Origin of the sequence: Nocardia higoensis (genome assembly GCF_015477835.1) — a bacterium.
GTDB lineage: Bacteria > Actinomycetota > Actinomycetes > Mycobacteriales > Mycobacteriaceae > Nocardia > Nocardia higoensis_A.
Window position 1 is genome coordinate 213,058 of the sequence record NZ_JADLQN010000001.1, and the last position, 14,116, is coordinate 227,173.

At 70.1% G+C, this 14,116-nt stretch carries 11 protein-coding genes; 2 read left to right on the plus strand and 9 right to left on the minus strand.

The features are described 5' to 3' along the window. Nucleotides 1-37: 37 nt before the first annotated feature. From IU449_RS00910 to IU449_RS00930, 5 genes are read right to left on the minus strand one after another with little or no spacing between them, the layout of a single operon-like run. Nucleotides 38-838, minus strand: coding sequence for an ESX secretion-associated protein EspG (locus IU449_RS00910; protein ID WP_195000075.1), 801 nt, complete (start codon nt 836-838; stop codon nt 38-40). Then, nucleotides 835-3,432, minus strand: a complete 2,598-nt coding sequence (locus IU449_RS00915) for a homeobox domain-containing protein (RefSeq protein WP_195000076.1) — start codon at nt 3,430-3,432, stop codon at nt 835-837. Before IU449_RS00915 ends, IU449_RS00910 begins: the two co-directional genes overlap by 4 nt. A gap of 46 nt (nt 3,433-3,478) precedes the next feature. Continuing rightward, nucleotides 3,479-3,970, minus strand: coding sequence for a YbaB/EbfC family nucleoid-associated protein (locus IU449_RS00920; protein WP_195000077.1), 492 nt, complete (start codon nt 3,968-3,970; stop codon nt 3,479-3,481). Continuing rightward, nucleotides 3,967-4,311, minus strand: a complete 345-nt coding sequence (locus IU449_RS00925) for a hypothetical protein (protein WP_195000078.1) — start codon at nt 4,309-4,311, stop codon at nt 3,967-3,969. The genes IU449_RS00920 and IU449_RS00925 overlap by 4 nt, the downstream gene beginning before the upstream one ends. A gap of 23 nt (nt 4,312-4,334) precedes the next feature. Further along, the gene (locus IU449_RS00930) at nt 4,335-6,077 is read right to left on the minus strand and encodes a hypothetical protein (protein WP_195000079.1); all 1,743 of its coding nucleotides are present in this window, start codon (nt 6,075-6,077) and stop codon (nt 4,335-4,337) included. A gap of 189 nt (nt 6,078-6,266) precedes the next feature. Here IU449_RS00930 and IU449_RS00935 point away from each other — a divergent pair, with 189 nt between their 5' ends. Then, on the plus strand, nt 6,267-7,388 hold the full coding sequence (locus tag IU449_RS00935; protein ID WP_195000080.1) for a hypothetical protein: 1,122 nt from the start codon (nt 6,267-6,269) through the stop codon (nt 7,386-7,388). 65 nt (nt 7,389-7,453) lie between these two features. On the opposite strand, the gene IU449_RS00940 is transcribed toward IU449_RS00935, so the two are convergent. The 3 genes from IU449_RS00940 to IU449_RS00950 all read right to left on the minus strand — a co-directional run bounded on the left by IU449_RS00940 (nt 7,454) and on the right by IU449_RS00950 (nt 11,586). After that, nucleotides 7,454-10,231, minus strand: coding sequence for a cation-translocating P-type ATPase (locus tag IU449_RS00940; protein WP_195000081.1), 2,778 nt, complete (start codon nt 10,229-10,231; stop codon nt 7,454-7,456). A gap of 8 nt (nt 10,232-10,239) precedes the next feature. Beyond that, nucleotides 10,240-10,905, minus strand: a complete 666-nt coding sequence (locus tag IU449_RS00945) for a DUF2267 domain-containing protein (RefSeq protein WP_195000082.1) — start codon at nt 10,903-10,905, stop codon at nt 10,240-10,242. Between the two features lie 135 nt (nt 10,906-11,040). Further along, on the minus strand, nt 11,041-11,586 hold the full coding sequence (locus tag IU449_RS00950; RefSeq protein WP_195000083.1) for a DUF6764 family protein: 546 nt from the start codon (nt 11,584-11,586) through the stop codon (nt 11,041-11,043). Between the two features lie 265 nt (nt 11,587-11,851). Between IU449_RS00950 and IU449_RS00955 the strand changes: the two genes are divergently transcribed. Then, nucleotides 11,852-12,679, plus strand: a complete 828-nt coding sequence (locus IU449_RS00955) for an RNA polymerase sigma factor SigF (protein WP_195000084.1) — start codon at nt 11,852-11,854, stop codon at nt 12,677-12,679. Between the two features lie 19 nt (nt 12,680-12,698). On the opposite strand, the gene IU449_RS00960 is transcribed toward IU449_RS00955, so the two are convergent. Continuing rightward, on the minus strand, nt 12,699-13,853 hold the full coding sequence (locus IU449_RS00960) for a site-2 protease family protein (protein ID WP_195000085.1): 1,155 nt from the start codon (nt 13,851-13,853) through the stop codon (nt 12,699-12,701). Nucleotides 13,854-14,116 lie beyond the last annotated feature (263 nt).

Consider the following 14,116-nt stretch of genomic DNA (forward strand, 5'->3'; position numbering starts at 1 on the left):
TTCCCGGTGATGCGCCAGATGGTTCCGGCCGCCGGTTTCAGTCTTCGGTCTCCCTGTGCGATTCCATCCGTGCCAGCGTGTGGTCGATCTGCTCACGCACCCATTCGGTGAGCCGGGCGCTGCTCATGGCGGTGGCGACCGGGGCCGGGTGGTCCAAGGGTATGACGTAGCGGCCGTCGTCGGGAAGGTCGCGCCAGAGCATGCCTGCTTCGACCCGCCCGCGCGGGCCGTACTTGGAGCGACCTTGCAGGACCTTGACGATGCCGGTGCTCACCGCGGGGGTCGCGAAGAAGGCGTCGCTGCCGAGCGTACCGTCGTCGGTGTCGTCGTTGTCGGCGATCCCGGACGAGGGGCCGGGGTCGACGGTCACGGGCCGCGAGGTCGGCAGCACAAGGGGGATGTCGCTCAGCCGACCGGCTCGGCAGGTGGGCAGCAGGGCGAGCACGGTGTCGGCCAGCGCGTGTGGATCACACTCGGCCACGTCGAAGCCGTCGGCGTGCATCAGGGTTTCGCCGGGGCGCTGGGTGATGACGTATCCGCGGGCACGGTGCCGCACGGCATGCACGCGAGTGCGCGCTTCCGGATTGTCGAAATCCTGGTCGTTCCAGGCGTGTGCCACGACGAAGACATCCGGCCGGGCGATGGCGGCGGCCATGGCGTCGAGTTCGTGATCGAACCGCGTGCGCAATTCCCGGTGGACTTCGAACTTCTCCCGCTCGTAGTCGTCCGCCAGCCGGGTTCGGCTGGTGAACACGAAGGGGGCGGGCAATTCGCCCTGCCGCACCTCCTCGCACAGGAGGTTGAATTCCAGGTCGGTGAACTCCCAGGTGCGGCTCACGAGTCGATCACCGGCTTCACCCGATCCGGGACCGCGCCGATGGCGTCGTCGAGGTGGGCCGTGGACTGCAGGTACCTGGCCGGCTTGTGCGAGGTGTTGCCCTGCGCCCCACCACCGCCTGCCCCGGCTCCGGCCGGGCCCATCATCGGGGGACCGCCCATCCCGTTCGCGCCTGGACCCGCGGCGGCCGCTGCCGGGTACATCGGCTGCTCCGCACCGGCCAGCGACGCGCGCGGGAACATCTGCGAGGTACGGGCCTGATGGGTCGGGTGCTCGGACAGGGTGCCCGCGCCGCCCACCTCGCCGCCTCCGGCTCCACCGACCGAACCGCCGCCACCCGCGCCTGCCGCAGGATCGACCGGCAGGTCACCGGCGGCGGCGCCGATGGCATCCGGATCGAACCTGCGCAGCATCTCGTGCAACTGATCAGCCCCGGCCGAGACGGCGCCGAGGTCGCCGAGCGACCCCATCCCCTGCGTGAGCGCCTTGCCGATCTGTCCCAGGAAGTCCTTACCTGCCTCGGCGAACGACGCCGGGCCGCCGTCGGTGCCCGCCGGCTGGCTTGGCAGCCCGGCACGTGAGGTCGAAGAATCGCCGGTGCCGGTCGCGGAGGCCAGGGCCTTCTCGTCCAACGCGTTGGGCAGGTTGTCGAGCACCGACCGCACCTGTGCCGGGTCGAGTCCGGTGAGCGTCGCCAGTTCGGCGATGTCGGCGACATCCGGGATGTTCTCCAGCACCGAGCGCACCTGTTCCGGCGAGAGGCCGCTGGTCCGGGACAGGGCATCCTCGTTCAGCAGTTCGGGTAGCGCGTCGAGCATCGACCGCACCTGGGCAGGGTCGGCGTCGAAAGCGGTGGCGAGCGCGTCTTCGAGCCCACCGGCACCGGATCCGCCCGGACCCGAACCCGACGATCTGCTTCCCGATCCACCGCCACCGAAGGATCCGCCTGTGGCGCCGTTGGGCAGCGGAGCCGATCCGAGCGACGAATAGCCGGGCACGTCGGCCTCACCGGACCCCGAGTCGGAACCGCTCGACTCGCCGGGAAGGCTGCTGCGCGGAAAGGGATTTCCCGACCCCGACTGCTGCGACCGAGTCGCCCCCTCGCCCGCGGAGCCACCGCCGGACGAGCCGACCGGCGTCGACGCACCGCCGGCTCGGGCCGCGGCGGACTCGGCGTCCTGGCGAGCGGCTTCGTAGCCGGGCGGAAGCTGACCCTGCGTCCCGGAACTCCCGCCGCCGCTCGCGCCGTTGGGAAGAGGCGTGCTTCCTCCTGCCCCGGAACCACCGGATCGATCGCCGCGTGCCCCGGAGCCGTCCGCGTCTCCATCGGATCGCGTTGTCCCGTCACCATATTCGAGCGATGGATCGGCCTGACCGTAGCCGCTCGGGTATCGAGGGTCCTGCTGCCGGCTGCCGTAGCCGTACGGGTCGTCCCAGTCCCGGCCGCCGCCGTTGCCGTACCGACCGTTGCCGTACTCACCGTTGCCGTACTGATTGTTGCCGTATTGGCCGTTGCCGTATCGGCCGTCGCCCGGAGGGTTGTTCCCGGGCTGGTTTCGGTTCGGATCCCCCTGCGGCGCCGGCTGGGCGATCGGGCCGTGCACCACCGGCATCACCGACACGGTGTTCTTCATGCCCTCGCCGTAGTGCTTCTGCCACTCTTCGCGGTACCGGCGGGTCACCTTGCCCGGGCAGCAGTCACCGGGATCGGGGCTCGAGGGCATGCTGAGCTTGGTCAAGTACAGCCACTGCGCGCTGTAGTCCAAGTTCTGGCTCATCGCGATCATGGAGGTGACCAGCGGCTGCACCCCCTCGGAGTAGTTCTCGACCGCCGCGGCCGCCGCCGTCGCACCCTGCCCCTCCCATGCCTCGGTGCCGGTGTCGATCGCGGTCACGAAGGTGTTCAGCTTGCCGAGCAGGTCGTTGGCCATGCTGTGCCAGGTGCCTGCCGCGGCCAGCACCGGCGCCGCATCGAGATCGCGCCCCAGTTCATACAATTCACGGAAGGCGAGACTGTCCTTGTTCTCGATGTTGGCGGTGACGCCCGGATCCTTCTCGCCCTGGTAGTCCTTCAGCGAGGAGGGGAAACTCTCCGCCTTCGCATCGTGGACGTGCAGCTTGCCGTCGTTGTCCTTCCAGCCGAATCCGCCCTGTGGTCTGCCGAATTCGGCATCCGGCCCGCCCGCCTTCCGTGCGCCGGGCGTGTACCCGCCTGCCTCGGTGGGCATCGCCAGTTTCTCGAGTGCCCGGAAGTCGTTCCCGGCATCACCCTCGGCGTTCGCGTAGGCCTTGCCCGCCGCGATGTAGGTCTCGCCCATGTCTTTGACGATGTCTGCGTGGTCCTTCAGGATGGTGCGCAGCCGACTTCCCTTGGCCGTGAACGCCGCCGCCAATTGCGCGCCGGAGGTGAGATTGCCGATCGGCGCGACATTGTCCAGGCGCAGATTCGTCACGGCGGCGGCCATGCCGAGCAGGTCGTCCACCAGGTCGGCGCAGGCGCGAGCGGCGGCCAGCGCGTCGGCCGTGTCGAACTTCAGATACCCGGCTTTCGCCTGGTTCTTCAGGTTCGACCAGGTGCCGGGTTCGAGAGCCATTCCCGTTCAGCCCTTCCTGTCGTGCGGGTGCATCGCGTGCGCCGCGTCAGTCGTCGTTGTCGGCTACCACGGACCGGCGTGCGTGGGCGTCGGGATCGTCGTTCCCGGGCCAGCGGTTCGGATCCGGCGGCGTCAGAGGCGGTGCTGGGGCGGTAGGCAGCAGTGACCCGAGATCCGGTGCCCCTTCGATGATGTCGGAAAGCTTCGGCAGGGCGTTCTTGCGCTCCAGCAGTGGCTGCATGAGTTCCCTGCTGCGCGCGGCCACCTTCGCGGCCGCGGCCTGCGCCGCCGCGGTGACACCCGCCGCGATCTCCTCGAGGGTCAGGTCCAGGACGTCGTCGGCGAGCTTGGTGGCGATCAGGATCCCGTCGGCGTTCACCGTGACCTCGATGCGTTGCTCGCACGCGGTCACCGTCTCGGTGAGCTGCGCGCGCCGCTGCTGCAGTTCGGCGATGCCGCGGAACTGTTCGCCGAGACCCTCCACCAGCGCCGCCATGTCGGCGCGCAGGCGCTCGTTGACAGTGGGCTGCCCGGTCACGGCTTCGGCTTCCCGAATCCGTCGGCGTTGCCGGAGTCGGCGCCGGACAAGATGTCGGCGGCGTCCCGCTGCCCGGTCGCCATATCGCCCAGCATGGTCGCGGCGCCGAGGGCGCCTTCGACCAGGTTGTCGCGCGCGGCCTTGTACCCCTTGTCGCCGTCGAAGAACTTGTGTCCGCGCTTGTCGTCACCCCACGGCATCACGGTGCTGTCGGACTCTACGCCGCTCAGGGCGCTGCGCAGCTTGTCGGCGACCCCCTTGGCGTCGTTGGACAACTCCCTGGTCAGGTCCGAGGCGTGACGCAGCTTCTGGGGATCGACATCCAATCGCTCCGCGGTCATGGCACTCCTTCCGTGTCGTCGAACTACAGGCTGAACGGGACGTCGACCTGCCGGCCGGGTTCGGCGGACACCACACCGGCCGCGGGGGCGGTGCCGGGCGGCACCAGCCACTGCTCACCGGAGGAACCGCTCGACGACGGCGGGCTGTAGGGGCCGGGCAGCGGTTCCACCCACGGCCACTGTTTCGGCCGTGGCTTGCCGCGCACGTCCTTGCCCTCGCCCAGGAACGGTTCATGGTGGTTGGCGATCGGGTTCCCGTTGGTGCCGGCGCTGCTTCCGCCGGAGCCGCCGCTGTGCCCGCTGCTCGACGAGGAGGGCGGTGGGATCGGGGGACCGCCGAGCGACGACCCCGGCCGGGACGGCGGTGGTGGAGTCCAACCGCCGTCGACCGAGGACGACCACGAGGTAGGTGGCTGATCGGTACGCGATTCGTAGAAGACCGTGCTGCCCGAGCCACTGCTCGAACCGCTGCGCATGCTCGAACCGCTCCCGCCGCTCTGAATCGAACTCACGGCGTCGTAGAAGACGGTGCTGCCCGAGTCGCTGTCGCTGCTGCGCCACGACCCAGACCGGCTCGATGAGCCCGCGACGGTGGAATGCACCGGCCGAACCGAAAGCGACCCAGGCGCATCCGAACCGATGATCGACCGATCGGACGATCGGGAGCTCGAGCCGCTACTCGACCCGTCGCTGCCCGGCGGCGGTGGGGCCGCATCGCCGGGTTTCGGTTTGGACATCCAAACGTAGGAGCGGATGTCGCCGTGTCCCGGTGGAATCGGCTTGCCGAGGGCGAATCCGCCGCGCGCGCCGCCCACCATCGCCCCCCGGCTGATGCCGCCGACCCAGCCCGCGCCCGAACTGAACGACGAGAAATCCCCGGTCGCCGCGCCCACGGCCAGGTTGCCGAAGGCGGTGCCGACCGCGCCTGACGCCCCACCGATCACGATGCCACGGCCGACCCGGCCCGCGACGTTGTCCAACTGCTTTCCGGCGACCTTGTCGATGCCCTTCCCGAGATAGCGCCCGAATTCGCGCCCGGGTATGACGCCCGCGACGCCGGCGAGGACGGAGAGCCCGAATTCCTTACCGTTGAAATGGCGTCGTTTACCCGCCGCGAGCTGGCCGACCTGCACCGAGCCGTTGATCGTTCCGACGATGGCGGTCGCCTCGACGGCACGCACACCGTAGACTCCCCAGCCCTTCGCGGTGGGGAAGACAGGCCGCAGCCGCGCGGCCTGGGTCCAGAAGTGACGCTTTGCGGTCGAAGCGCCCAGACGCGCCGCGAGATTGGTGATCGCCTTTTGCACGAAGTCCTCGAAGACCTTGAGGAACGAGCGCGTGGTGGTGATCGCGGCCGCCTCCACCGCAGGCGCGGTCGGCGGAAAGAGCCAGGCCCACAGGATTTCTATCGCGAGCCAGGCCAGCGTCACGATGACGGTGATCTTGGTGGCCTGGATCTCGGTGCCCATGTCGAAAGTGCTGTCGCCGACGGTGCCCATGAACTTCGCCAGTGCCTCGATGGACTGGTCACCGGAGCGCAGTGAGTCGTAGCGGGCGCCCATGGCTGCGCCGCCCTCTCCGTGCGGGTAGGCGTCGATGGTGGCTTGCTTCGCCGCGTCGATATCGGCGAGCAGTGCTTCGAGTTCCCTGCTCGCTGTCGTCCACGCCTCCGACACCGCCCACGTGAGGTCCTCGTCGCCCTCCGGCCAGGTGGTTCCGGCCACCCAGGCCAGCCATCGCAGACCCTCGGGCATGTCTATGGTCATCGCAGCACCGCGGCGGCCCCGCACCGGCCCGTCGGATCGATCACCGCAGCTCTCCTCTGCTCGGTCATGGTTCGTGGGATTAGAACGCAGCCAACTGAATTCGTGATGACGGGCAAACGAATTCGCCGGGCCCGCGCTGTTCGCTCCCGGGTGGTAGCGTGCGGGCCCGATCGAGGAGGTACCGGTTTCGTGACCGCAGAAGATTCGTTCCCCGTCGACTCCGTGCCGTCGCTCGCCGCCGCGTCGGACCCGGTGGGCCGCCGGATCGCCGAGGAACTGATCGCGCTCGCCCCGCCCGGCTGGTACGAAATGCAGGCGGTGTTCGCGTCGACCGCTGTATCGGAGTTGGCGTCGGTGTTCTTCGCCGACGAGCAGGGCCACCCGGTCCAGGTCTTGCCGTCCGAGGAGGTGCTCGCGCTGGTCCGGCGGCATCGCGAGGCGTCGGCCGCCCTGCCCGGTGGCCCTTGGTGGCGACTGCTGGTTTCGGCTTCGGCCTCCGGCGAGATCGTCGCCGAACCCGACTTCGGCGACGAGCCCTTCCCCGAGGACCATCTTTTCCCGCCGGAGGCGTATCGAGCCGACCTGGAGACGTTTCCGCGGACCCGGCTGCCGGTCTGGCTGGCCGCCTACGTCGGGCACGACGACCGGCAGTCCCGACCCCCCGAACAGGCAGCGGAACGGGCCCGAGCCGCCACACGCACTCCTGACATCGAGACGACCTTGCCCACGCTCCCATTGCTGGTCATGCGCTGGGCAGCGCTCGCCGCGGGGTTCGTGGCAGCCGGATCGCCGTGGGGTCCGCGGGTTCTGCCTGCGCTGAGCCTGTTCGAAGGCGCCGGACGCAGCGGTTCCTCGCTGTGGCTGGTCCCCGGGGATCGAGCAGTGCTCTCCGGCGGAGTATGGAACGACCCGGTGCTGGACGCCGTCTACAACACCGGCGCGCCCATGCCGGACCTCTATGCGGGCGCGCCGGAGTGGGTGTCGAACCAGTTGCTCAATCCGCGCGCCGGGTCCGGGCTGCTCTCCTTCTGCTACTGGTGGGAGGGCGGCCGCTGGTATCGCGGCGCCGCACCGCCCGCCGGTGAGGTCGCCGCCGCGATACCGGCGGTCTGGACCGGAGAGAGTGCCGCCGACATCGTCGCCTCACTGGCCGAGGAATCGGGAACCGGCGCGCGGGACGCGGCCATGGAACTGGTGCTGGCCGCCGAGCACGGCATGGCCGAACGCTCGATGCTCGTGCGGCTCTTCGGCGAACGGGGGGATGTGGACGCTGCCTTGCATCAGCTGCTGATGGCGGGGGCGGCGGGCTGAGCGGCCGCGAGCATAGGGGGCGGTGCGCGTCGTGATGTGCCGCGCATTCGGCTTGCGATCGAATCTCACAGTCCTGCGGTAGCTTTCGACGATTCGGCGCTGCGGTGGTCGCGCGGCGGGGACGAACGGCCGGATCGAGCTCGATCCGATGACCGCCGCCGCCGGCTACCGCGCCACGCTTTGTACGCCGTGTCGGCCATCAGCATGGCCGGGATGGCGGCGGCGGCCGCGGCCCAGCCCACCGAGTCGGGCGGGGTTCCGCCGAGCAGGCCGGGCAGTGGCGGCACCCAGAGGAAGACCACGAGCAGAGCGAGTTCGATCGCGATGGCGACCAGTAGCAGCGGGTTGCCGCGCCAGCCGGTCACGCCGAACCACCGGGTCTCGCTGCGGCACAGAAACGCGTTGGTCAACTGCCCCAGGACCACGGCCGTGAACAGCGTGCCCGAAGCGGTGGCCAGCAGCGCCGCGTCCGGGGTGGTGCCCAGCGTCCACCCGCCCGCCCCGAGGACGAGCAGGAAGGCGATCATGCCGACACCTGCTTCCACCGGACCGAGCACGCCGAACGCGCGCCGCAGCAACCGGCCGTCCACCAGCGAGCCGGTCCGCGCCGGTCCCGACATGGTGCGTGGATTCGGCGGCTCGGCGCCCAGGGCCAGCGCGGGCAACATGTCGGTGCCGATGTCGAGGGCCAGGACCTGCAGCACCGTGAAGCCGAGCGGGATCGAACCGCCGGAGGCCGCCCACACCGCGAACGGCGTGAGCTCGGCGACGTTGTCGGTCAAGTGGTAGGTCAGAAAGCGCCGGATATTGGCGAAGGTAGCCCGGCCGAGCTCGACGGCGGCGACGATGGTGCCGAAATGATCGTCGAGCAGGACTAGATCGGCGGCTTCTCTGGCGACATCGGTGCCGGACGCGCCCATGGCGACCCCGATGTCGGCGGTGCGCAGGGCCGGTCCGTCGTTCACGCCGTCACCGGTCATCGCCACCACATGTCCGCGCTTCTGCAGGGCGAGGGTTATACGCAGTTTCTCCTCGGGAGCCACCCTGGCCACGACCACGCCGTCGCGTTCGAGCAGGTCGGCCAGCGCGTCGTCATCGGCGGGAAGGTCCTTTCCCTCCACCACGATGCTGTGGTCGGGTCCGAAGAATCCGATGTCGGTGGCGATCGCGGTGGCGGTACCGGGATGATCTCCGGTGACCATGGCGATCTTGATGCCCGCTGTCCGGCATGCGGTGATCGCGGCGGCGACATCGGGGCGCGGCGGGTCCGCGAAGGCGAGCAGTGCGAGCACCCGCGGCGCAGCTGCCGGATCGGATGTATGAGCGACCGCGATGACCCGCAGTCCGCGCGCGGTCATCTCCTCGAGTTGCGTTGCGGCCGTGTCGATCTCGGCGTCCGCTGTATCGATGGCGGTGTCCGCCGTGTCGACGGCGGCGGTCGGTGTGGTGAGCCGAGCGGTCACCAGGTCGGTGTCGGTGCTGATCGTGCCGGTGCCGGTGTCGGCGTTCGCCGGGCGGTCGCGGCGGCAGGCGGCGAATACAGCCTCGGGAGCGCCGATGAGGTGGAGACCGTCGCGGTCGGTGACCGTCGCAAGGCGGATCCGATTGTCGAACGGCTCCCGGTGCAGCGGAGGAGGGGCGGCCTGGACGCCCAACTTCCCGGCGAGCACATGCACCGCCACCTCGAGCGGGTCGCCGACCGGCAGCCAGCGGCCGCGATCTTCGCGCACATGCGCGTCGGGAGAGCAACGGGCCGCGGAATCGGCGGCGGCACGGGTCGCCGCGACCGCGTCCGGGCCGCCGCGTGCCTCGCCCTCGGGGCGATAGCCCTCGCCTTCCACGATCACGGTGCCCGCCGCCGTCCACACCTCGACGACCTGCATCTCGTTACGGGTGAGCGTCCCGGTCTTGTCGGTGCACACGAACGTGGTGGCCCCGAGTGTCTCGACCGCCTCCAGCCTGCGGACCAGGGCGTTCGCGGCGGCCATCCGCTGGCCCGCCCGTGCCAGCGACAGCGTCACGGTCGGGAGCAGTCCCTCCGGCACCAATGCGACGGTGACGCCTATGGAGAACAGCACGCTCTGTGTGGTGTCGCGCCCGAGTACGGCGAACACGGCGAAGGACAGCACGCCGACCCCGATCGCGATGAGCGCCACCATTCGCACGACGCGGTGCAACTGGCGCGACAGGGGACTCCGAGGCCGGGTCGCGTGCTCGGTGACCGCCGCGAGCCCCGCGAGCCGAGTGCGCGGGCCGACGGCGGTGACCCGTGCTTCGCCCTGTCCGCTGACCACATACGTCCCGGCGAACAACCGCGCGCCGGGCTCGGTGTGCACCGCCCTGCTTTCCCCGGTGAGCATCGACTCGTCGACCTCGAGATGCTTCGCGTGGATATCGAGCACCTCGGCGTCGGCGCAGATCCGGTCACCTGCCCGCAGCACCACCAGATCGTCGAGCACCAGGGCGGTGGAATCGACCACCGTCAGCCGACCGCCACGGCGCACCCGCGCCCGGACCGGGAGCAGGTCACGCAGGCGTTCGGCGGCGCGGTCGGCCCGATACTCCTGGGCGAAGGCGAACGCGCCGTTGAGGACGACGACCACCGCGATGGCCACCGCCAGTGCGGGCATCCCCGCGATCAGCGCCAGCCCCGCGGCCACCCACAGCATCACCGCGAAGAAGTGCGTGAGCTGCGCGGCCAGCAGCGCCAGCGGGTTGGGGCGCTTCGGCGCGGGCAGCGCGTTCGGCCCGTCGCGCCGAAGTCGTTCGGCTGCTTCGGCGTCGGTCAGGCCACCGGCCGCCAACAGCTCGCGAGAGTCGGTGAGGTCGGGCGGCCCGGTCACGTGTGGTGTCAGCGCTTTCGGACGGTGGGGACGAAGCCCTCGGCCAACAGGATCCGATGCGCCTCCTGCGCCGCGGAGGACGTGCGGTCCTCGTCGGCACTGCTGATCGGGAGCTGCTCCAACCCGCGGGCGAGCGCGGCGACGGCATCACCGAGCGCGCGGACCTGCTCGCGCAGCGGCATCGGGTGATCGGCGGCCGATCGCCCGTGCCGGCGCTCGGACACGGCGGCCTGGGCCCCTTCTTCCTCGACCTCGATCCCGCAGAGCACGGTGTACAGGTGACCAGGCAACACCGCGAACACGCGATCGACCTGCCCGGGGGAGAACAGCTCGGACAACGCGGCGGTCACCGCCCCCGCCACCTCGCCGACCTCGTCGCGGCCGATGCCCGCGACCCTGGCGAATTGCTCGGTGAAGGCCGCCTGGCCGTGGTGCACCGGCACGTGCGCGGGCACCCAGCCCTCGTAGTAGATCCCGCGCAGCAGTTCGGGCAGCTGGGCGGTCAGATGCGCGGAGTTCGCCACGCCGATGCGATCGCGCACCGTGTGCATCCATGCCCGCAGGGCGCGATGGGCGAATATCAGATCGTCGGTGCCGAGAGCGTCGGCGACGGCACGCAACCAGTCGTGCGCCGTCTGCACAGCGGGCGCGAACGGATCATCGGAATGTGACACAGCAGCCTCCTCGGTGTTCACCCGGTGCGAATCGGGACGGCGCATCCTTCAGCCTTCAGCGTGCGCCGATAGGTCACCGATCCCAAGGGACCAAAGTTGCCGAACGGCGGGGGCGATGGTCCCGCGCTGCCCGGCTCACCGCAGGCGCCCCGAGGGGCTCTCACCCGACAACTTCCAGACCCCGAAAGGCGTCGCCAGGCACGCGGCCCCGCTGCGCTCGTCCCAGGCGACCGCGCCCGCCCCCAAGCACACCACTGAACCGCCGAATCCGCCGACGACCTCCGCGCGGGAGCCGGCGAAAGCGATCGCCACCGTCGTCGACGGCGCCTTGTCCGGTTCGCGGTCGGCGCCGATGTTCGACGCGAGGGCGTCCGGACCGAACCCCGCGGCCAGCGCCATGCCCTCGACACCGTCGCTTGCTCCCACGCCCCCGGCCACACCGACACCGATCGCTTGCGAGCCGAACGCCGCCCCCGCATAGCCGACGCCGTCGAGCCCGGCCGAATGCGCCCGGCCACCCACGGAACCCACTGCCCGGCAACCGGTTTCGCCATCGATGGCCATGGCGTCGATGCCGGAGTCGGCGGCACAGTGCACGGCCGACGCCGATGCCGCGGCCGGGAAGACACTCGCGGCTCCCACCGCCGCGGTAGCGCAGACGATCGCATCGACGAACTTCATGGGCAGGCTCCCTCTTTCGCGGCAGTCGGTCAGGATCGGCTGTTCGACTGTGGATCGTGTCCCTCGGCGAGCGCCTACCCGGATAACAATGCGGAAAACGGGGAGAACTCGGTCGGAAATGAGTCGCCGCCTGGGAAATCCGTCATCCTCGGAGGCTGAAGTGACGACCGCCACGAAAACAGCGGAGAAGAGCCTTGTTTGACTCTCGCTCCAGGAGGGTTACCTAGCCCCACCAACGTTCTACCCAGGATCGAGAGGCATTCGCATGAGCGCAACACCGAATACGAACTCGAGCTCGTCACGTCACGACGGTGACTCCTACGACAACCTCGAGCCGTGGTTCGACAAGCTCGCCGCCCTCGACCCCGCCGACCCTCAGCGCGCGGAGATGCGTGAGCAGATCATCACCCGGTGCCTGCCGTTGGCCGAGCACATCGCCGCGCGCTTCCGCGGCCGCGGCATCGAGCACGAGGATTTGCAGCAGGTCGCCTACGTCGGCATGCTCGGCGCGATCGACCGCTACGACCCGGCCCGCGGCTCCAGTTTCCTCGGCTTCGCCGTGCCGACGATCATGGGCGAGGTCCGCCGCCACTTCCGCGACCACGCCTGGAGCATGCGCGTCCCGCGCGGCACCAAGGAGTTGCAGGGAAAGATCGCGCCGGCGGTGGAGAAGTTGTCGCAGGAACTCGGTCGGTCGCCGCGCCCGAGCGAGATCGCCGCCGAACTCGGAGTCGAGCGCACCGAGATCACGCAGGCCATGATCGCCGCCAACTGCTACAACACCGACTCTCTCGACGCGACCCACCATGACGAGGACGGCGCGGGGACGACCATCGCCGCGCGCCTGGGTGCCGAGGAACCCTGCTACCGGCTGCTCGAAGACGCCATGGCGGTCCGGCCGTTGCTGGCCGCCCTGCCGCGGCGTGAGCGGGACGTGCTGGTGATGCGATTCTTCGACAACCTCACCCAAGCCGAGATCGCCGAGCGGATCGGGGTCTCCCAGATGCAGGTGTCCCGAATCCTGACCCGCACTCTCGCCCGGCTGCGCGATCAGGCACTGGCCGAACCATCGGCCCGATACGCCGCCGCCTGACCGGTCGACTGCCGGCGGGTCACCTCGGCTGTTCTCCTCGCCGGTCCTGGATCGGCAGCCCCAGCGCGCTGCGCTGGCACGCGGTGGTCAGGTCCGTCGCCGTCAGGATGCCGATCAGCCGGCCCCCGTCGTCCACCACGGTGACCGCGTCGAGATCCGGCCGGAGCAGCGTGCGGGTCGCGACAGCGGCGAGCGATTCGTCCGGATGGGCGCGGGCGGAGGCGGGAAGCGGCCTCGCGACGCTGCCCAGTCGGGACGTCGGGCGGTGTTGTGCGGGGATCGGCAACAGATCACGCAGGGACAGCACGCCCACGGGCACGCCGTCGGCACTCACCACCGGAAAGACCTGATGACCGCTGCGCGGCGCGTCCGAGCACAGCAGTTCGGTCACCGTCCAGGTCTGCGGTAGCGCGATCGGGCGTTCGGTCATCACCTGCCGGACCGTGGTATCCGCCAGTTGATGTCGCAGGCCCGCGGCGCTCAGTTCCACGCGTGCCGCTGTGGTCAGGAACCAGCCCAGCATCATCAACCACAAGCCGCTCAGGTCGCCGAGCAGCACGATCTCCAGCCCGCCGAGGCCGATCAGGACGAAGCCGATGACGCGGCCGGTCCGCGCGGCTGTGACCGCTGCCCGGAACTGGTCGCCGCCGCGCCGCCACAGCACCGCCCGCAGGACGCGTCCGCCGTCGAGCGGCGCGCCCGGCAGCAGGTTGAACGCCGCCAGCAGGAAATTCATCACCGCCAGCCACACCAGCACATCGAGCACAGGCGCGGCGACGAGGCCGTCGAGCAGCGAGCCGGTGAGCAGGAAACCCGCGCCGAGCGCGGCGCTGGTGAAGGGCCCGGCCAGCGCGATACGCAGGTCGGCGGTCGGGTCCGGCGGTTCTTCTCGCAGTTCCGAGAGCCCGCCGAGCAGCCACAGGACCACTCGCTCGACGTGCACACCGTGTCGCCGAGCGACGATCGTGTGCGCGAGTTCGTGCGCGAGCAGCGCCGCCGACAACCCCACCGCGCCCGCTGCCGCGCTGAGCCAGACTCCCGGCGAGCCACCGTGCACAGAGGCGAGCCACCGGCCCAGCACCACGGTGAAGAGAGCGACGGTGGCCAGCGCCGACCAGTGCACGTCGACTCGCACGCCGGTGATCCGTCCCAGCGGTACGCTGCCGCGCAGCACGTCAGCGCTCCCCTGCGACGGCTCCCGAGGCCGAGGCGCCGACTTGCCTCGGCACCGGAACCCGGTGGTGTGGCGGCAGGATGGATCGGTCGGGAGAAGGACCGATACCGGGGCGAGCGGTCATCGCGGGGGCACGATCATGACCGCGCACCTCGCCGCGCTGCGCCATTGTCACCGTTGTCGATCTTCACCGTTGTCGATCTTCTTCCTCTGGTGCGGAGAGCCCTGATTGTGAGTGTGCGAGCCGTCGCGGCACCAGGCGA